Genomic DNA, 19,457 nt, shown 5'->3' on the forward strand with positions numbered 1-19,457 from the left:
GACGTGAATATATCCGCACAAGGTGAGTGCTGAGTCAGACAGTCTGCTAGACTGATCAGCCTATCAAAAAAACTCCGAAAGTTATGAGTGAACACTCTCTAGCCCGTTACGGTTGGCTCTCTATTGCTGCCGCAATCAGTACTATCGCATTAAAAAGCTACGCCTATTGGTTGACCGGCTCCGTGGGCTTGCTGTCCGATGCGTTGGAGTCGCTGATCAATTTGGTGGCGGCGATCATCATGCTGGTGGTGCTGACTATTTCGGCGCGGCCGCCGGACGATACCCATGCCTACGGCCACGAAAAAGTCGAATATTTCTCCAGCGGTGCGGAAGGTATCATGATTCTGTTGGCGGCTTTTAGTATCGGCTATGCGGCCTGGGAACGGTTGTGGAACCCGCTGCCGCTGCAGCAACTTGATCTGGGTATTGCGGTTTCGGTGTTTGCTTCGTTGATCAATTTGGCGGTTGCCCGAGTTTTGATTGGTGTCGGCCGGCGCCGGCAGTCGATCACGTTGGAAGCCGACGGTAAGCACTTAATGACCGATGTCTGGACGACGGTCGGGATTTTGGTCGGTATCGCCATCATCTCGGTGGCAAACCGTTTCGAGCCGAGCCTGGCGTTTGCCAAGCAATTGGGCCTGAACGGCTGGGAAATACTCGACCCGATTATTGCCATCGGCGTGGCGTTCAATATCGTCTGGGCCGGCTTGCAATTGATTCGCCGGACCGTGTCCGGTTTATTGGATGCGGCCTTATCGCAGGAGGAAATTGCGGAAATCGTCGCTGTGTTGGATGAATATGTGGCCGGCCAACGTATTGCTTATCATGCGTTACGGACTCGTTACGCCGGCGCCAGACGTTTCATGTCGGTGCATGTGTTGGTACCTGGGAGTTGGACAGTGCAGCAGGGTCATGATTTGCTGGAAGCCATCGAGCAGCGAATCAAGGACAGGTTCGACAACATCGACATCGACACGCATCTAGAACCTATCGAAGATGCCGCGTCTTGGGAGCATTGAGCACGCGGTTAGGGATGCAACGGCTTGGATTAAGCTTCAATCAGATTTAATTCCACTTCTTCCGCGCTGTCTCCGGCAATTTTAAAGCCGCGCATTTCCAATACGCCCTTGGTATTTAAGGAAATGATCAAATGCAGTGCGTCCGGATAGCTGGCTTCCTGGATGTCGGTCGCTGACGGTTGGGCCGGCGTGTGCGGGTGCGAGTGGTAGATAGCAAATAGCGTTTCGCCTTTTTCGCGGATTTGGCGCATCGCCTCGATTTGCTGGCTGGCGTCTAATAAAAATCGGGTCTGCGGCGTGGCGGCGCTATTTTCCACTGGATAACAACTCGCCGGCATACCGGTACTGTCCGCGCCGATTAGACCGCAAACCTCGGTATCCGGGGATAGTTGCGCCAAGTGCAGTAACTGGTTGGTGAGCTTGCGCGGTAGAGAAATTTCTTTGTGGTTCATAGTGGTTTCCATATTCCCGATGTCACTCGTGGATTGCCGGATAAATCAGCATGGGTGTTGACCTGCTGGTAGCCAAATTCGTGAAAAATGGCTTGTACCTCGGATTGCTGATTGTAGCCGTGTTCGACCAATAATTGGCCATTGTCTTTTAAATGCAGACGCGCTTGCTCGGCAAGCTGATGAATGTCTTGCAGGCCGTTGTTGGGGCTGATCAACGCGCTGTCAGGCTCAAAGCGCACGTCGCCGATGGTTAGATGCGGGTCGTTATCGGCAATGTAGGGCGGATTGCTAACGACCAAATCAAAGTCTGTTTCTTCGATGTTTTTGAACCAATTAGAATGCACAAAACACAGATTGCCAGCCTTGAGTTGCTGCGCATTATAGCGGGCGACGTCCAAAGCCGCCGAGCTGAGATCGCTGGCAAATACTTGGGCCAATGGACGTTCGGCGGCCAGTGTGACGGCAATAATCCCGGAGCCGGTGCCGAGATCAATGATTTTACAGGGCTGGTCGGCAGGTAATAGCGACAGGCTGAGCTCTATAAGCAATTCGGTGTCGGGTCTGGGGATCAAGACATCCGGGTTGACTTTGAAATTGCGCGACCAGAATTCGCGTTGGCCGGTTAAATAGGCAACCGGCGTGCCTTGCGCGCGCTGATTTACCAGCAATTGAAATTGCGCGATTTGTTGCGGGCCGGGCTGATGTTCTGGCCAGGCTCTGAGAAACGAGCGGGTTTTGTTTAGGCAGTGGCAAAGCAGAACTTCAGCGTCCAGTACTGCGGTTTCGGATGTGGCGCTTAGCTTTGCGCTTGCAGTGGCTACCAGGCTATGAATCGTATTGCTGGTATCTGTCCATACAGGTTGCTTAGACATTACCCAGCTGAGTCAACAATTCTGCCTGATGTTCATGAATCAGCGGTTGAATCACATGCTCCAATCCGCCTTCCATGATTTCTTCCAGCTTATAAAGCGTCAGGTTGATGCGGTGATCGGTGAGTCGGCCTTGCGGGTAGTTATAGGTGCGGATACGCTCGGATCGGTCGCCGCTGCCCACTTGTAATTTGCGGCTTTCCGATTGTTCCGCGTGTTGCTTTTCCTGGGCCGCCGACATCAAACGGGCTTGCAATACCGACATGGCGCGGGCGCGGTTTTTATGCTGCGAGCGTTCATCCTGGCACTCGACGACCACGCCGGATGGGATGTGGGTAATGCGGATGGCGGACTCGGTGCGGTTAACGTGCTGGCCGCCGGCGCCGGACGCGCGGTAGGTGTCGATGCGCAGATCGGCCGGATTGATGTCGATTTCGTCTACAGCATCGACTTCCGGCATGATCGCCACGGTACAGGCTGAGGTGTGCACGCGGCCTTGCGACTCGGTTTCCGGTACCCGTTGCACGCGGTGCGTGCCGGATTCGAATTTTAGTTGCGAATACACGTTTTGGCCGGCTACTCGCATGATGACTTCTTTAAAGCCGCCGTGTTCGCCGCGATTTTCGTTGATGATCTCAGTGCTCCAGCCTTGTCGTTCTGCATAGCGTTGATACATGCGCGCCAGATCACCGGAAAAGATCGCCGCTTCGTCGCCGCCGGTACCGGCGCGTACTTCCAAAAACACATTGCGATTGTCATTCGGGTCTTTCGGTAGCAGCAGGATTTGCAATTGTTGTGTCAATTCCTCGCGTTGGGCTTCGGCGGCCTGGATTTCTTCTTTGGCCATTTCCCGTAACTCCGGGTCGCTGTCTTTAGCCATTTCCTGGGCTGATTCGAGATTGGCTTCGTTTTCCTGATAGATTTTGTAACAGGCGACCAGCGGCTCGATTTGCGCGTATTCCTGGCTCAGGCTGCGGAATTGGTTTTGATTGCTTTGTACTTCCGGTTGTGACAGTAGGGCGGTGATTTCTTCGAAGCGTTCGCCGAGGTTTTCCAGTTTGGTTTGTATCGAGGGTTTCATTCAGTGGCTTATCGTAATTTGAAAATTTCGCGGGAAGCCGCGATCAGGTCGTGGCGTTCATTGGCGCCGGCTTCGCGTAGTTGTGCGCAGGGGGTGTGAATCAGTTTATTGGTCAAGGTGTGCGCTAGGCGCTGTAATACTTCGTCGGCCGCTGCACCGCTGTTGAGTTGGGCTAAAGCCTTTTGCAAGGCTTCGTCGCGGGTCTGCTCGGCCTGAGTGCGGAAATCGCGGATGGTTTCTTGCGCGCCTTGAGAACGTAGCCAGGCCATAAAGTGTTCGACTTGAGTGTCGATGATTTCCTCAGCCTGCTCGGCGGCGCGGCGGCGCGAGTCCATGTTTTGATTGACGGTGTTTTGTAGATCGTCGACGGTGTAAAGATAAACATCGCGTAGCTGCGCAACCTCGGCCTCAATGTCGCGCGGCACGGCCAAATCGACCATGAACATCGGTTTGTGCTTGCGGATTTTGATCGCGCTTTCTACGCGGCCTTTACCGAGGATCGGCAATTGGCTTGCGGTGGACGACACCACAATGTCTGCTTCTGCTAAGTGATTTGGCAACTCGGCGAGGTTGATCGCGTAGCCGTTGAACTGCATCGCCAAGGCATGGGCTTTGTCGTAAGTGCGGTTGGCAATGATGATACGGCCGATGCCGTGTTGGTATAGATGGCGGGCGGTGAGTTCTATCGTTTCGCCGGCACCTATCAATAAAGCGGTTTGTTCGCTGAGTTTGTCGAAAATTTGTTGTGCCAGTTGCACGGCGGCAAATGCGACAGACACCGGGCTGGAGCCGATAGCGGTGTCGGTGCGGACTTTTTTGGCTGCGGAAAAGGTGTGTTGAAATAATTTGCTGAGATTTCTGCCCAGCGTGCCGGCTTGTGAAGCGGCATGGTAGGCGGTTTTCATTTGGCCGAGAATTTGCGGTTCGCCCAGGATCATCGAATCCAGTCCGCAGGCCACGCGGAACATATGTCTTATCGATTGGCTATCTTTGTAGCTGTAAAGATAAGGAATGAAGTCGGCGGGTTTGATCTGTTTGGTGTCGGCTATCCAATTTACCAACGAGGATTGGTTGTCGCTGTCGGCCTGGTAGTAAAACTCGGTGCGATTGCAAGTGGATAGAATGGCCGCCTCGCTGATTTCGCGAAGATTCCACAAGTTTTTCAGCGTGTTATCGAGCATGTCCGTCGGGAACGCCAAGCGTTCGCGGATGGCGACCGGCGCTGTATTGTAATTTATCCCTACGGCAAGAAGAGTCATTGGTTGCGAACAATAGCACAAGAAAAGTGCACTATTTTAAGGAATGCGCTGTTTTTGTCCAAACACAATGAAACGACAGTCTGATTCAGGGGCTTTTTCTGGTAATCTATCGTCAATAGTTTTTCAAAAGTGGGTCAATTGATTGCATGAAAAAATGGATAGCCATCGCAATGTTTTTATCGATGTCAGGATGTGCGGTTTCTCCTGAGAAAGAGCCTGAGGCAGAAGGTTTGCCAGTCAAGCCTGAGGGTTTGGAAAGCAGAGTTAATCGCAACACGGTGATCGACGAAGAGGTGCTGTATTTGCTGATGGCCGCGGAATTGGCAGGGCAGCGTAATCAGTACCATTTGGCCATGGATGCTTATTTGCAGGCCGCTAAGCGAGTGGATGATCCGCGGATTGCGGAGCGGGCAGTCAAAATCGGTTTGTTTTTAAAAGACGAGCAGCGTACCCGTGAGGCCTTGACGGTTTGGTTGTCCAAGGACGGAAAGAATTTAGCGGCGAGAAAGTTTGCCGTGTTGCTGGCGATTAAAAACTCAGATCAAAAGGCGGCTGTCGAAAATCTCAATGCCATGCTGGCAGATGATCCGGCCGGTTTTGAGGCTGGTGTGCTGGAAATGACCAAGTTGATGGAAAAAGAAGGTCGCACACAATTTACCTACGACGTGTTGGAAGAGTTGGCTGTTGAGCATCCTAATCAAGCCAGTGTGTTTTTCTTGCAGGCAGTTTTGGCGTCGGTTCTGCAAAATAACGAGTTGGCCCAGCAGAAAGTTAATCAAGCATTGTTAATCCAGCCTGATTGGAATAAGGCAGTGATCTTGCAGGCACAGCTGGCCGGACGCTCCGGCGACTTGACCAAGGCGCGCGCCTCTTTGGAAAAAGCGCTTAAGGCTGCGCCGGAAGATAAAATGCTGAGAAAGATGTTGTTAGAGGTGTTGGTTAACGGTCACGACTATGACGATGCGATAAAGCTTTGCCAGAATGTGTTGGAAGACAAGCCGGATGATGCTGAAACGCTGTTTACCATGGCTTTGGTGTATATGCAGCAAGGTCAGATCGATAAGGCTGAAAACGTACTTGAGAAGCTGCTGAATAATCCCGAGTGGGAAGGGCAGGCCAGTTTTTACCTGGGCAAGATTGAAGTTGATCAACAGCATCCGGATAAGGCGTTAAATTGGTTTGATCGGGTGAGCGACGGCAATTACGCATTCGACGCGGATATGGCGGCGGTGTCTTTGTTGATGAATCAAAAACGCTTCGACGAGATTGAGGCGCGCATCAAACGCATGGATAACAAATATCCTGAGCAGCATTTGCGGGTCTTGATGGTTAAGGCAGAGCTTTACAATCAATTGGGTAAATACCAGGAAGCTTTTGATGTTCTGACACTGGCTTTAAAAGACATGCCCGATAATCGCGAAGTACTATATGCACGGGCATTGGTTGCCGAACGCTTGGATAAGCTGGATGTGCTTGAATCCGACCTGCAGAAAATTTTAGAGAAAAAGCCGGACGATGTGGGGGCGCTGAATGCGTTGGGTTATACCTTGACCGATAGGACACAGCGCTATGAGGAGGCGGCCAAATATTTGGAGCGCGCTCTCAGTTTGCAGCCCGATGAGGCAGTGGTAATAGACAGCTACGGATGGTTGCAATTTAAGCTAGGAAAGCCCGAGCGGGCGCTGGAGTTTTTGCGTAGAGCCTACGAGAAGCAGCCGGAAAATGAAATTGCCGCGCATATTGCCGAAGTGCTTTGGTCTTTAGGTGAGAAAAAGGAAGCTAAAGAGCTTTTCGACAGTGTTTATAAAAAATCTCCTGATGACGAATATTTGTTGGAGTTTAAAAAACGCTTTTTGCAAAACGGGCAATGATTTTTAAGGGCGGTGTGTTCTTGTTGGCTGTGGCGTTCTTGTCCGGCTGTTCTTTATTGTCAGAAAAGCCGAGCGAAGCCTACCGTTTGCAAGATATGAGGGTGTTGCAACAGCAACAGCAATGGTATTTTGAGGGGCGATTGGCTCTGGCTGATGAGAAGGATTCGTTTTCTGCGTCGGTGAGTTGGCGGCATCGCTCTGGGAGAGATGATATTGAGCTTTCGGGGCCATTGGCTCAGGGTAAGCTGATGATCACTGTCGAAGCTGATTTCGTAGCGGTGGATGACGGCGACAATCACAAAGAATTTCGCGGGCCTGCAGAAGAGGTGCTGGCGGAGCAGTTAGGTGTCGCGATTCCTGTGAGTGCTTTTAGGTATTGGGTGCTTGGCTTGCCTGATCCGGAGCAGTCGTTTGTCGAGCAGGTTGATGGATTTTTTCAGTCTGGGTGGCGGGTTGGTTTCAGAGAAATCCAGCATGTTAACGCCTTAGTACTGCCGAGAAAAATCAATGCGGAAAAAGATAAGACAAGAATCAAATTAATAGTGGATCAATGGGATTTGTCGTGACGGGAATGCAAGAACAGGTGGTGGGTTGGCGTGAGAAATGGCCTGCGCCGGCTAAGTTGAATCTAATGCTGAGAATCACCGGGCGTCGCCCAGATGGCTATCATTTGCTGCAAACAGTATTTCAGATTATTGATTTGTGTGACTGGATAACATTTTATCCAGCGGAAAATGGCCGGGTTTATTTGCGTCATCCGATTCCTGGTGTCCCGGAACACGAAGACTTAACCGTTCGCGCCGCCAACTTATTGAGACAATATACTGGGTGCTCATCCGGGGTGTGTATCGATGTCGAAAAGAATCTGCCTATGGGTGGTGGCTTGGGTGGTGGTAGTTCCGATGCTGCTACTACGCTGGTGGTGCTGAATAGGTTGTGGAATCTGCATTTACCCTTAGAAGCGTTGATGGAGTTGGGCTTGCAGCTTGGTGCCGATGTGCCTGTTTTTGTCTATGGATACACCGCTTGGGGTGAGGGGGTTGGTGAGGAATTAAAGCCCATAACGATTCCGGAACAATGGGTCGTGGTAATCAAGCCGGATTGTCATGTGAACACGAAACAGATTTTTTTGACGGAAGAGTTGACAAGAGATAGCAAACCCATCACAATGCGCGACTTCATTGCAGGCGATTGGCGGAATGATTGCCTTCCAGTCGTTAGCAAGTTATATAAGCCGGTGAGTAATGCATTGGATGCATTATCTCAATATGCAGAAGCAAGATTGACGGGGACTGGGGGTTGTGTGTTTGCCCAGTTCGATTCGGAAGAGTCGGCGCGTGAGGCATTTTCTGTGTTGAGTCAGAGTTGGTTAGTTTATTTGGCTCGAGGACTTAATGTTTCGCCTCTGCATGAAAAATTAAGACAAGGATCTGTTTAATCAATTTAATGGGCTGTCGCCAAGCGGTAAGGCACGAGGTTTTGATCCTCGCATACCAAGGTTCGAATCCTTGCAGCCCAGCCATAATCTCCACACAATAGTTCCTTAGGAGTGCTTGAATGCGTGAGGCCTCGGTAATGGTATTTTCCGGGAATGCCAATAAGGCGTTGTCTGAAGGTATTGTGAAGAAGCTCAATATGCGCCTCGGCATGGCCACGGTTGGTCGTTTCAGTGATGGCGAGATTTTTGTTGAGATAGAAGAAAATGTTAGAGGTAGAGATGTATTTGTCATACAGCCTACCTGCGCGCCTACCAACGAGAATCTAATGGAATTGTTGGTAATGATTGATGCTATGAGGCGAGCGTCTGCGGCGAGAATAACAGCTGTTATGCCGTATTATGGTTACGCGCGGCAAGATAGGCGCTCGAGGTCGGCTAGGGTGCCCATTACTGCAAGATTGGTTGCGGATATGATAGGTAATGCTGGGGCTGACAGGGCGTTGACTGTTGACTTGCATGCAGATCAAATCATGGGATTCTTTGGGATTCCGGTTGATAATGTGTATGCTTCGCCAATTTTGCTAGGTGATATTTGGCGGCAAGAATACGAAGATTTGATTGTGGTTTCGCCGGATGTTGGTGGTGTTGTGAGGGCTAGAGCCATTGCAAAGCGTCTAGGTGATGCTGATTTGGCGATAATCGACAAGCGAAGGCCGCGTCCGAATGTGTCGGAGATAATGCATATCATCGGCGATGTAGAGGGGCGTACCTGTGTCATGGTGGATGACTTGGTTGATACGGCGGGTACTTTGTGTCACGCGGCAGGCGCGCTCAAGAAAAATGGTGCCAAAAAGGTTGTTGCATACTGTACTCATCCGGTGTTGTCTGGTGCGGCCGCGGAAAATGTTAAAAATTCCGTTCTTGATGAATTGGTAGTTACGGATACGATACCGTTAACTACAGAATTGTCCGGGATTGATAAGATTAGGCAGCTAAGCGTTGCGGAAATGTTGGCAGAAACAATACGTCGAATAGCGGTGGGCGAGTCTGTAAGCTCGCTTTATGTTGACTGATAAGAATTAAAGTAGTGCTTGTGGAACAAGCTTTTGGAGAAAAAAATGGCTAACGTGTTTGAATTTGTTGCAGAAGCTCGCAGTGCCTCGGGCAGTAGCGCTGCCAAAGTTGTTCGTCGTCAGGGTAAGGTCCCGGCAGTAGTATATGGTGGTAGTGGTGCTCCTGAGATGTTATTGCTGGATCATAATGAAGTGGTTAAGCATTTGGTGCATGAGGCGGTTTATTCCCATGTGCTTGATCTTAAAATCGACGGCAAAACAGAAAAAGCTGTTCTTAAGCATATACAAAGGCACCCTGCAAAGCCGATAGTCCTACATATGGACTTTATGCGTGTTGATGATACGCATAAATTGAAAGTTCATGTTCCTTTGCATTTTATCAATGAAGCTATTTCGGTAGGCGTTAAAAAAGGTGGTTTGGTCAATCATGCAATGGTTGATGTGGAGGTGTTGTGTATGCCTTCTGCTTTGCCGGAATTCATTGAAGTAGATTTGGCTAGTGTAGATGTTGGTTCGACAATACATTTGTCTGATTTGATTTTGCCGGCTGGTGTTGAGATTGCAGCGTTGCAGCATGGTGCTGAGCATGATCATCCGGTTGCTCAAATAGTCAAGCCAAGATCTGTGGAATCTGCTGACTAATAGTGTTTGAATGATTAAGCTGATTGTTGGTCTGGGTAATCCTGGGCGACAGTACGAAAAAACCCGGCACAATGCCGGGTTTTTGTTTGTGGAGTATCTGGCGGGGCTTGCTAGTGCTGGTTGGTCGAGCAGTAGTCAGTTTTCCGGTGAGGTGGCTGAATGCAATATTGGCGGATACGGGCTTGTATTGCTAAAGCCGATGACTTTTATGAATAAAAGCGGCTTGTCTGTCGGTAAGTTTTTGCGATATTACAAGTTTAAGTCCGAAGAAATGCTTGTGGTTCATGATGAGCTTGAGCTTCCCGAGGGCGTTGTCAAGATGAAAAAAGGCGGGGGGCATGGTGGGCATAACGGGTTGCGTGACATCATTGCTCATATCGACACTCGTGATTTCTACAGGTTGAGAATTGGTATAGGTCGTCCTGTCGCGGGGGTGGGTGTGGCGGACTATGTGTTGTCCAGTTTGTCTTGTGATGGTCAGGCTCGAATGCTGGGTTTGTTTGGCGAGTTAGCGAAAAGCATGGATGCGTTGGTTTTGGGTGATTTGAATTCAATTGGAGTTTGATTGTTACTTCAGCTGAATTAAAAAACACTTGACTGGGGTTTTTGAAACAAGGATAATTGATCGAATAAGTAACGGAGGGGTTCCCGAGCGGCCAAAGGGATCAGACTGTAAATCTGCCGGTTCTACCTTCGGAGGTTCGAATCCTCCCCCCTCCACCACCAAATTTATGGGATCTGCGGGTGTAGTTCAATGGTAGAACTCCAGCCTTCCAAGCTGATTGCGTGGGTTCGATTCCCATCACCCGCTCCATTTCGGGGTAAATTACTCGCTCATATAGCTCAGTAGGTAGAGCACTTCCTTGGTAAGGAAGAGGTCACCGGTTCAAATCCGGTTATGAGCTCCAGATTTAGGTTTGTTTTTGTCGTAGTTAGGGTGTTCCAAAATGGCTAAAGAAAAATTTGAAAGAAAGAAACCGCACGTAAACGTAGGCACCATTGGTCACGTTGACCACGGTAAAACCACATTGACAGCGGCATTAACAAAAGTCATGGCGGAGCTGCAAGGCGGCGAAGTTAAGGCTTTTGATCAAATCGACAACGCCCCGGAAGAACGTGCGCGCGGTATAACGATTTCTACGTCACACGTAGAGTACGAATCAGCCAACCGTCACTATGCCCACGTTGACTGCCCTGGTCACGCTGACTACGTTAAAAACATGATTACCGGCGCTGCCCAAATGGACGGCGCGATTTTGGTTTGCTCTGCTGCGGACGGTCCTATGCCGCAAACGCGCGAGCACATTCTGTTATCACGTCAAGTCGGTGTGCCTTACATTGTTGTGTTCTTGAACAAGGCCGATATGGTAGATGACGCTGAGTTGATTGAGCTGGTTGAAATGGAAATTCGCGAGTTATTGAATCAATACGAATTTCCAGGTGACGACACTCCCATTATCGTTGGTTCCGCATTGAAAGCTTTAGAAGGCGAGCAAAGCGAAATTGGTGTACAATCCGTAGTTCGCTTGGTTGAAGCTTTGGACAGTTACATTCCTGAGCCAGAGCGCGCGATCGACGGCAAATTCTTGATGCCTATCGAAGACGTGTTCTCAATTTCAGGTCGCGGTACCGTAGTAACCGGACGTGTTGAGCGGGGCATCATCAAAGTAGGCGAAGCCGTCGAGATCGTCGGCATCAAAGATACCGTTCAAACAACCTGCACAGGTGTGGAAATGTTCCGCAAACTGCTTGATCAAGGTCAAGCGGGCGATAACGTCGGTGTGCTGTTGCGTGGTACTAAAAGAGAAGACGTGGAACGTGGTCAAGTACTGGCGCACGTTAACTCCATTAAGCCACACGCTCATTTCAAGGCGGAAATCTACGTCCTGTCTAAAGAAGAGGGTGGCCGTCATACTCCATTCTTTAATGGCTACCGTCCGCAGTTCTACTTCAGAACGACTGACGTAACCGGTGCGGTAGATTTGCCAGAAGGCGTGGAAATGGTTATGCCTGGCGATAATATCGCCGTTACCGTAAAACTTATCTCACCGATTGCGATGGAAGACGGCTTGCGTTTTGCGATTCGCGAAGGTGGTCGCACCGTGGGTGCGGGTGTTGTTGCTTCTATTATCGAGTAATAGCCGTTTTTGATTCAAAAAATATTTTCTGAATAGGTCAGTAGTTCAATTGGTAGAGCAGCGGTCTCCAAAACCGCAAGTTGGGGGTTCGAGTCCCTCCTGGCCTGCCATTCAGAAAATCTTCATAATTTAATTCAAGTTGACTAAATGAACGCACAGGCAGAAGAGGTCTCCTCAGTGGTGGACATCGTAAAGTTGGCTTTATCTTTGGTTTTTGTTGTTGTCGGCATATCAGCGTTCTATTATTTTTCTGATTTGCAGCTTCTTTACCGCGTTTTAGTTTTGGTGGCTGTTTTAGTGGCTGCTATAGCTGTTGCTTTTACTACTGCTAAGGGTCGCGGTCTATGGGGCTTTATGCTGGAGTCCAAGCAGGAATTCAAAAGGATAGTGTGGCCCACTAAAGACGAGGCGGTTCGTACTACGCTGATGGTGTTTTTGATGGTATTCATAGTCGGCTTAATACTGTGGTTGCTAGATATGTTTTTGTTTTGGGGTGTTCAGCTTTTGATGAGCCAGGGGATTAAATAATGTCGCTTCGCTGGTATGTCGTTCATGCGTATTCCAATTTTGAAAATAAAGTCAAGCAGGCTCTTGAAGAGCGTATAAGACGCGAAGGGCTGGAAGAGTTTTTTGGAAAAATTCTGGTCCCTACTGAAGAAGTTGTTGAAATGCGCATGGGTCAGCAGCGTAAAAGTGAAAGGAAATTCTTTCCCGGATACGTGCTTGTGCAAATGGAATTGAATGACGAAACGTGGCATTTAGTAAGAAATGTTCCTAGGGTATTGGGCTTTATAGGCGGGGCATCAGATAGGCCGTCACCAATCTCAGAAAAGGAAGCAATGGCAATATTAAATCGTGTCGAAGAGGGTGTGAATAAGCCACGGCCCAAAGTACTGTTCGAAGTTGGGGAAGTTGTTCGGATTACTGATGGCCCATTTAAAGACTTTAACGGCAATATAGAAGAAGTGAATTACGAGAAAAGCCGGTTGCGTGTATCGGTTCTTATTTTTGGTCGATCTACGCCGGTTGAATTAGAATTTGGACAGGTTGAAAAAGTCTAGACTACAATTTGAGATTTTTACGAATCCCTGTCATTTGCATGGCCGGGATTTTTGTTTGTTGGGGAGCTGAAAAGCGTTTGCACCCGTTAGGAGTATAAAATGGCAAAAAAAATTGATTCGTACATCAAGCTGCAAGTTAAAGCAGGTGAGGCTAATCCTAGTCCACCAATTGGTCCTGCATTGGGTCAGCGTGGTGTCAATATTATGGAGTTCTGCAAGGCGTTTAATGCAAGAACTCAAGAAGTTGAGAAAGGCCTGCCTTTGCCTGTTGTTATCACCGTCTATAGTGATAAAAGCTTTACTTTTATTACCAAGACGCCACCTGCTTCGGTTTTGTTGAAAAAAGCAGTGGGTATTAAAAGCGGAAGCAGCAAGCCTAATTCTAATAAAGTGGGCACCGTTTCGCGTGCGCAGCTGGAAGAAATCGCTAAAACCAAAATGGAAGATTTGAACGCAGCAAATTTGGAGGCGGCGATAAGAATTATTGCGGGAAGCGCTCGCAGCATGGGCTTGAACGTGGAGGGCGTGTAATGGCAAAAGTAACTAAAAAAGCAAAGGCTATCAAAGAAAAGGTAGTTAGAAGCAAACAATATACGGTTGCCGAAGCTGTAGCACTATTAAAAGAGTTTGCCAATAGCAAGTTCGATGAGTCTGTGGATGTGAGTGTTAACTTGGGTGTTGATCCTCGTAAATCTGATCAGAACGTTCGTGGCGCTTCCGTGTTACCGAACGGTACCGGCAAAACAGTAAGAGTTGCTGTATTTACGCAAGGCCCAAATGCAGATGCGGCTCGCGAAGCGGGTGCCGACATCGTCGGTATGGACGATTTGGCTGAGCAAGTAAAACGTGGCGAAATGAACTTTGATGTGGTCATTGCCTCGCCTGATGCAATGCGTGTAGTGGGTCAATTGGGTCAAATCTTAGGTCCAAGAGGCCTGATGCCAAACCCGAAAGTAGGTACCGTGACGCCTGACGTTGTAACAGCAGTTAAAAATGCCAAATCAGGGCAGGTCAGATACCGCACAGATAAATCAGGCATTATTCATTGCTCTATCGGTAAAGTATCTTTCGATGAAACTGCGCTCAAACAAAATTTGGAGTTTTTGATTTCAGATCTTAAAAAAGCTAAACCGACGGCTGCCAAAGGCGTCTATTTGAAAAAGATTGCATTGTCCTCGACCATGGGTCCTGGCTTGTGGATCGATCAAGGCAGTATCGACATTTAAGAATTTAACAAGTTGTAAGGCTTTGGGTTGCCGAGTTATCGGCAACCGTCAAAGACCGTAGGTGCGAAAGCTTAATTTTCCTACGCAGACGGGAGCTGGAGCCGCAAAGCTGGTGAAAGGGACCGTGAAAGGGGCATCGTAAGATGCGTTTCATAGATTCCGATGGATAATCGGAAAGTACCGGAGGTAGATGTGGCACTCAATTTAGATAGCAAAAAAGTTGTCGTAGAGGAAGTTGCTGAATTCGCCGCTAAAGCCCATTCCGCCATCGCGGCGGAATATCGGGGTTTGACAGTTACCGAATTAACGGAGCTGCGTAAAACCGCGAGAGAAACGGGCGTTTATTTGCGCGTAGTCAAAAATACACTGGCTAAACGTGCTGTCGCTGGGACTGAGTTTGAATGTATGCAGGAAGGGCTGGTCGGTCCTTTAATACTGGCATTTTCCATGGAAGATCCAGGCTGCGCTGCACGGCTCATCAGCGAATTCTCCAAGGGCCATAACAAACTGATCGCGAAAGTAGTGGCAATCGGTGGTCAGGCTTTTGACGGATCGGAGTTGGATAGATTGGCAAGATTGCCAACCCGTGATCAAGGTATCAGTATGCTGATGTCGGTCATGAAAGCACCGGTTGAGAAACTCGCACGTACTCTGGCTGCAATCAGAGACGAGAAAGAAGCGGCATAATCTCGCGTTAACCAGTTAAAACTCATTAATTTTAGAGGAATATACAATGGCAATTTCACAACAAGACATCTTGGAAGCAGTCTCTAACATGACTGTGATGGAAATCGTTGATCTGATTTCAGCGATGGAAGAAAAGTTTGGCGTTTCTGCTGCTGCGGCAGTAGCGGTTGCAGCTCCTGTAGCGGCGGCTGTTGTTGAAGAGCAAACCGAGTTCGATGTTATCTTGACCGGTTTCGGCGAAAACAAAGTAGCGGTTATTAAAGCGGTTCGCGGTTTGACAGGCTTGGGCTTGAAAGAAGCGAAAGACGCTGTTGAAGGCGCACCTACTACTGTTAAAGAAGGTGTCAACAAAGCCGAAGCCGAAGCGGCGAAAAAAGAGCTTGAAGAAGCTGGCGCAACTGCCGAAATCAAATAAGCATCTTGACTGCATACCAGGCATAAGCCTATCAAACCGGGCTGACGGCATTTTGCCGTCGGCCTTTTACTGTTTCTAAAACAGTAGTAAATAATCTCTGACGACGAAGGTATAGAAGCAATATGGCCTATTCTTTTACCGAAAAAAAGCGTATCCGTAATAATTTTGGGAAGGGTTCCGAAGTATTGGAAGTTCCCTATCTTTTGGCAACACAAATTGATTCGTATGCAAATTTTTTGCAGTCCGGCATAGATCCGGATAAACGGCGCAATCAAGGGCTGCATGCCGCATTCTCCAGTGTTTTTCCGGTAGTAAGTCATTCAGGCTATGCCGTATTGGAGTATGTTAAATATCGCTTGGGGGAACCCGCATTCGATGTAAGAGAGTGTCAACAGCGTGGCGCTACATTTTCAGCGCCGTTGCGTGTTTTAGTGCGTCTAGTTATTTATGATAAAGACGCGCCTGCTAATACCAAAGTCGTTAAGGATATTAGAGAGCAGGAAGTTTACATGGGTGAACTGCCTCTGATGACCGACAACGGTACGTTCGTGATTAACGGCACTGAACGGGTCATTGTGTCGCAGTTGCACAGATCGCCCGGTGTATTTTACGACCATGACAAAGGTAAAACCCATTCGTCCGGTAAGTTGCTGTTCAACGCACGAGTAATTCCTTATCGTGGTTCATGGTTGGATTTCGAATTTGATCATAAAGACGCCGTTTACGTGCGTATAGACAGACGGAGAAAAATTCCGGCGACTATTTTGTTACGGGCTTTGGGATATGAAAACGAAGAAATGATCAAAATTTTCTTCGAAACCAACAAGTTCTCATTGAGCGCCGAAAAATTAATGTTTCACGTGATCCCGGATAGGTTGCGCGGTGAAATGGCTGTTTTCGATATTAAGCACGACGGTAGCGTCGTTATCGAAGAGGGGCGCAGAATTACTGCCAAACATGTTCGCCAACTGGAAAAGTCCGGCGTCACTGAAATCGAAGTGCCTAGGGACTATTTGTACGGAAAAATTCTAGGCCACAATGTTGTCGATACATCCACCGGCGAGTTGTTGGCCAGCGTTAATGACGAGATCACCGACAATTTATTACAGAAGTTGATCGATGCGGGTGTTCGCGAGATCGATACACTGTATGTTAACGATTTGGATAGAGGACCTTACATTTCCAATTCGATGCGTTTGGATACCACCACAAATCGCCTGGAGGCATTGGTGGAAATCTACAGAATGATGCGTCCTGGCGAGCCGCCTACCGTAGAGTCTGCGGAAAACCTATTCGAAAACCTTTTCTTTACCGACGAACGTTACGACCTATCCGCCGTTGGCCGGATGAAATTCAATCGTCGATTGGGGCGTGAAGAAACCGAAGGCCCGGGCACGCTAAGCAAAGAAGACATCATCGATGTTTTGAAAGAACTGATCAAAATCAGAAATGGTAACGGTACCGTGGACGATATCGACCATTTGGGTAACAGACGTGTACGATCTGTTGGCGAAATGATCGAAAACCAGTTCCGCATCGGTTTGGTTCGAGTCGAACGGGCTGTCAGAGAACGTTTGACCTTGGCGGATTCCGAGGGCTATATGCCGCAGGAAATCATCAACGCTAAACCTGTTTCTGCGGCAGTCAAGGAATTCTTTGGTTCCAGCCAGTTGTCGCAATTTATGGACCAGAACAATCCGTTATCGCAAGTTACCCACAAGCGTCGGGTTTCGGCACTGGGTCCTGGCGGTTTAGCCAGAGAGCGCGCTGGATTCGAGGTTCGTGACGTTCACACCACTCACTATGGTCGAGTTTGCCCTATCGAAACGCCAGAGGGGCCGAACATTGGTTTGATTAACTCATTGTCTGTCTACGCCAGAACCAACGAATACGGCTTCTTGGAAACTCCGTACCGGAAAGTGGTCGACGGTAAAGTAACCGATCAGGTCGATTACATTTCCGCAATCGAAGAAGGCGAATACGTTATCGCGCAGTCCAGCGTGGCGGTTGACGAAAACGGCAAATTGGTTGAAGGCTTGGTGTCTTGTCGTTACAAAGACGAATTCACCTTGGCTTCGTCCGAAACCGTGCAATATATGGACGTATCGTCCAAGCAGATCGTATCCGTGGCGGCATCCATCATCCCGTTCTTGGAACATGACGACGCGAACCGGGCGCTGATGGGTTCGAACATGCAACGTCAAGCGGTTCCCACATTGCGTGCAGAGAAGCCTTTGGTCGGTACAGGTATGGAACGTGTCGTCGCAAAAGACTCGGGTGTAACCGTGGTAGCAACTCGTGGTGGTCGTATCGAAGCGGTTGATGCCGGGCGTATCGTAGTACGTGCGAATGACGAAGAGACCGTTGCGGGTGTGCCAGGCGTGGATATCTACAACTTGATTAAATATACCCGTTCCAACCAAAACACCTGTATCAACCAAAAACCACTGGTTAAACTCGGCGACATCGTCAGAGCCGGCGATATTTTGGCGGACGGCCCTTCGACCGACATCGGCGAATTGGCCCTGGGTCAAAACATGTTGATAGCCTTCATGCCCTGGAATGGCTATAACTTCGAAGACTCCATTTTGGTGTCTGAGCGAGTAGTAAAGGAAGATCGCTTTACGACTATTCATATCGAAGAAAAAACCTGCGTAGCTCGCGAAACCAAGCACAGTCCGGAAGAAATTACTGCGGATATTCCAAACGTTAGTGAAGAAGCCTTATCCAAATTGGATGAATCCGGGATTGTATACGTCGGTGCGGAAGTGAAGGGCGGTGACATTCTAGTGGGTAAAGTGACGCCGAAAGGTGAAACGCAATTAACGCCAGAAGAGAAATTGCTGAGAGCCATCTTCGGCGAAAAAGCAGCCGATGTGAAAGACACGTCGCTACGTGTGCCGGGCAATGTTCGCGGTACTGTAATCGATGTTCAGGTTTTCACTCGTGATGGTGTGAAAAAAGACAAGCGAGCTCTGGAAATCGAAGACGCGGAAATTAAGCGTTACCGGAAGGACTTGGATGACCAGCTGAAAATCGTCGAGCACGATATTTTCGCTCGGGTAAAAACCTTGTTAGCGGGTAAAAAAGCCGAAAAGGGTCCGAATGGCTTGAAAAAAGGCGAAGAAATTACCGCTGATTATCTGGATGGCTTGGTGCCTTCCGAGTTGTTGAAAATCCGCACACAAGACGAAGATGTCAACGTGCAATTGGAGACCGTTGCCGAGCATGTAGAGCAGCAACGTAAAGAGTTCGACGAGCGTTTCGAGCAGAAAAAGAAAAAAATCACCATGGGCGACGACTTGGCGCCGGGTGTGTTGAAGATGGTCAAAGTTTATTTGGCTGTTAAAAAACGTATTCAGCCGGGCGATAAGATGGCCGGTCGTCACGGTAACAAGGGTGTTATCTCCCAAATCGTGCCGATTGAAGACATGCCGTATACCGCTGACGGTAACCCCGTCGACATTTTGTTAAATCCTCTTGGCGTACCATCGCGGATGAACGTTGGTCAGGTGTTGGAAACGCATTTGGGTTGGGCATCTAAAGGCTTGGGTATCAAGATCGGTAAGATGCTGGAAGCTCAAGCAAAAGTCGCGGAAATACGTGGTTTCATGGAGAAAATTTACAATTGCAGCGGCCGAAAGGAAGATCTGAATTCGTTTACCGATAAAGAAATTCTAGAGATGGCGGTCAACTTGGTTGCCGGTGTACCGATGGCGACCCCGGTCTTCGACGGGGCTTCGGAAGAAGATATTCGTACCATGTTGCGTTTGGCCGATTTACCGGAGCACGGGCAAACCGTACTGTACGATGGCTTAACAGGCGAACCGTTTGAGCGTGAAGTTACTGTGGGTTACATGTATATGCTGAAACTGAATCACTTGGTGGACGACAAAATGCATGCGCGTTCGACCGGCCCTTACAGTTTGGTAACGCAGCAACCGTTGGGCGGTAAAGCGCAATTCGGTGGTCAGCGTTTTGGTGAGATGGAGGTCTGGGCTCTGGAAGCTTATGGCGCCGCGTACACATTGCAAGAAATGTTGACTGTCAAATCCGATGACGTGACAGGCAGAACCAGAATGTATAAAAACATTGTTGATGGCAACCATTCAATGGAAGCCGGCATGCCGGAATCATTCAATGTCTTAGTGAAAGAGATTCGTTCGCTGGCAGTGAATATCGAAATGGAACAAGACTAATTCTGTTCTTTGCGAGATAGATTCTGG

General features: G+C 48.9%; 19 protein-coding genes and 5 tRNA genes. 20 read left to right on the forward strand and 4 right to left on the reverse strand.

Annotation, left to right across the window (positions count from 1 at the left end; all coding sequences use genetic code 11):
* The first annotated feature begins 83 nt into the window (after positions 1-83).
* Positions 84-1,019 (forward strand): cation diffusion facilitator family transporter, encoded by a 936-nt coding sequence (locus QLH52_RS02230; protein WP_319960416.1) that lies wholly within the window; start codon positions 84-86, stop codon positions 1,017-1,019.
* 29 nt (positions 1,020-1,048) lie between these two features.
* Here QLH52_RS02230 and QLH52_RS02235 read toward each other — a convergent pair whose 3' ends face one another.
* The 4 genes from QLH52_RS02235 to hemA are packed head-to-tail and all read right to left on the reverse strand — an operon-like array spanning position 1,049 to position 4,680.
* Positions 1,049-1,471, reverse strand: coding sequence for a M67 family metallopeptidase (locus QLH52_RS02235; protein ID WP_319960417.1), 423 nt, complete (start codon positions 1,469-1,471; stop codon positions 1,049-1,051).
* Entirely contained in the window at positions 1,468-2,343 is an 876-nt protein-coding gene (prmC, locus tag QLH52_RS02240) for a peptide chain release factor N(5)-glutamine methyltransferase (RefSeq protein ID WP_319960418.1), read from the reverse strand. The genes QLH52_RS02235 and prmC overlap by 4 nt, the downstream gene beginning before the upstream one ends.
* Entirely contained in the window at positions 2,336-3,421 is a 1,086-nt protein-coding gene (gene prfA / locus QLH52_RS02245) for a peptide chain release factor 1 (RefSeq protein ID WP_033156105.1), read from the reverse strand. The genes prmC and prfA overlap by 8 nt, the downstream gene beginning before the upstream one ends.
* Positions 3,422-3,429: 8 nt before the next feature.
* The gene (gene hemA, locus QLH52_RS02250; protein WP_319960419.1) at positions 3,430-4,680 is read right to left on the reverse strand and encodes a glutamyl-tRNA reductase; all 1,251 of its coding nucleotides are present in this window, start codon (positions 4,678-4,680) and stop codon (positions 3,430-3,432) included.
* A 146-nt stretch (positions 4,681-4,826) separates the two neighbouring features.
* On the opposite strand from hemA, the gene QLH52_RS02255 reads away from it, so the two are divergent.
* From QLH52_RS02255 to rpoB, 19 genes are all read left to right on the forward strand, one after another.
* Complete coding sequence (locus QLH52_RS02255) at positions 4,827-6,551, forward strand: tetratricopeptide repeat protein (RefSeq protein ID WP_319960420.1); 1,725 nt, start codon at positions 4,827-4,829, stop codon at positions 6,549-6,551.
* Positions 6,548-7,117 carry a lipoprotein insertase outer membrane protein LolB gene (lolB, locus tag QLH52_RS02260; RefSeq protein WP_319960421.1) on the forward strand — a complete coding sequence of 190 codons (570 nt, stop codon included), beginning with the start codon at positions 6,548-6,550 and terminating at the stop codon, positions 7,115-7,117. Before QLH52_RS02255 ends, lolB begins: the two co-directional genes overlap by 4 nt.
* A 5-nt stretch (positions 7,118-7,122) precedes the next feature.
* Positions 7,123-7,989, forward strand: a complete 867-nt coding sequence (gene ispE, locus QLH52_RS02265) for a 4-(cytidine 5'-diphospho)-2-C-methyl-D-erythritol kinase (protein ID WP_319960422.1) — start codon at positions 7,123-7,125, stop codon at positions 7,987-7,989.
* Positions 7,990-7,998: 9 nt separating this feature from the next.
* A tRNA-Gln gene (locus tag QLH52_RS02270) sits at positions 7,999-8,073 on the forward strand.
* A gap of 35 nt (positions 8,074-8,108) precedes the next feature.
* Entirely contained in the window at positions 8,109-9,062 is a 954-nt protein-coding gene (locus tag QLH52_RS02275; RefSeq protein WP_033156109.1) for a ribose-phosphate diphosphokinase, read from the forward strand.
* A 45-nt stretch (positions 9,063-9,107) separates the two neighbouring features.
* A complete protein-coding gene (locus tag QLH52_RS02280; RefSeq protein ID WP_033156110.1) occupies positions 9,108-9,704 on the forward strand; it encodes a 50S ribosomal protein L25/general stress protein Ctc in 597 nt (198 codons plus the stop codon).
* Positions 9,705-9,714: 10 nt separating this feature from the next.
* Positions 9,715-10,269 (forward strand): aminoacyl-tRNA hydrolase, encoded by a 555-nt coding sequence (gene pth, locus QLH52_RS02285; protein ID WP_319960423.1) that lies wholly within the window; start codon positions 9,715-9,717, stop codon positions 10,267-10,269.
* 73 nt (positions 10,270-10,342) lie between these two features.
* Positions 10,343-10,427 (forward strand) — tRNA-Tyr (locus QLH52_RS02290).
* Positions 10,428-10,444: 17 nt separating this feature from the next.
* Positions 10,445-10,518 (forward strand) — tRNA-Gly (locus QLH52_RS02295).
* A gap of 18 nt (positions 10,519-10,536) precedes the next feature.
* A tRNA-Thr gene (locus QLH52_RS02300) sits at positions 10,537-10,612 on the forward strand.
* Positions 10,613-10,651: 39 nt separating this feature from the next.
* Positions 10,652-11,842 (forward strand): elongation factor Tu, encoded by a 1,191-nt coding sequence (gene tuf / locus QLH52_RS02305; protein WP_020484790.1) that lies wholly within the window; start codon positions 10,652-10,654, stop codon positions 11,840-11,842.
* Between the two features lie 34 nt (positions 11,843-11,876).
* A tRNA-Trp gene (locus QLH52_RS02310) sits at positions 11,877-11,952 on the forward strand.
* A 37-nt stretch (positions 11,953-11,989) separates the two neighbouring features.
* The gene (gene secE / locus QLH52_RS02315) at positions 11,990-12,370 is read left to right on the forward strand and encodes a preprotein translocase subunit SecE (protein ID WP_319960424.1); all 381 of its coding nucleotides are present in this window, start codon (positions 11,990-11,992) and stop codon (positions 12,368-12,370) included.
* On the forward strand, positions 12,370-12,903 hold the full coding sequence (nusG, locus tag QLH52_RS02320; protein ID WP_319960425.1) for a transcription termination/antitermination protein NusG: 534 nt from the start codon (positions 12,370-12,372) through the stop codon (positions 12,901-12,903). Before secE ends, nusG begins: the two co-directional genes overlap by 1 nt.
* 99 nt (positions 12,904-13,002) lie before the next feature.
* Positions 13,003-13,434, forward strand: coding sequence for a 50S ribosomal protein L11 (gene rplK / locus QLH52_RS02325; protein ID WP_020484793.1), 432 nt, complete (start codon positions 13,003-13,005; stop codon positions 13,432-13,434).
* Positions 13,434-14,129: a 50S ribosomal protein L1 gene (rplA, locus tag QLH52_RS02330; protein WP_319960426.1), complete on the forward strand. Its 696-nt coding sequence runs from the start codon at positions 13,434-13,436 to the stop codon at positions 14,127-14,129. The genes rplK and rplA overlap by 1 nt, the downstream gene beginning before the upstream one ends.
* Positions 14,130-14,321: 192 nt before the next feature.
* Positions 14,322-14,816 carry a 50S ribosomal protein L10 gene (gene rplJ, locus QLH52_RS02335; RefSeq protein WP_026147170.1) on the forward strand — a complete coding sequence of 165 codons (495 nt, stop codon included), beginning with the start codon at positions 14,322-14,324 and terminating at the stop codon, positions 14,814-14,816.
* A 46-nt stretch (positions 14,817-14,862) separates the two neighbouring features.
* Positions 14,863-15,231, forward strand: a complete 369-nt coding sequence (rplL, locus tag QLH52_RS02340) for a 50S ribosomal protein L7/L12 (protein WP_020484796.1) — start codon at positions 14,863-14,865, stop codon at positions 15,229-15,231.
* A 122-nt stretch (positions 15,232-15,353) separates the two neighbouring features.
* Positions 15,354-19,430 carry a DNA-directed RNA polymerase subunit beta gene (gene rpoB / locus QLH52_RS02345; RefSeq protein ID WP_171696513.1) on the forward strand — a complete coding sequence of 1,359 codons (4,077 nt, stop codon included), beginning with the start codon at positions 15,354-15,356 and terminating at the stop codon, positions 19,428-19,430.
* The last annotated feature ends 27 nt before the right edge of the window (positions 19,431-19,457 follow it).

The organism is Methylomonas defluvii (assembly GCF_033949435.1).
Lineage (GTDB): Bacteria > Pseudomonadota > Gammaproteobacteria > Methylococcales > Methylomonadaceae > Methylomonas > Methylomonas defluvii.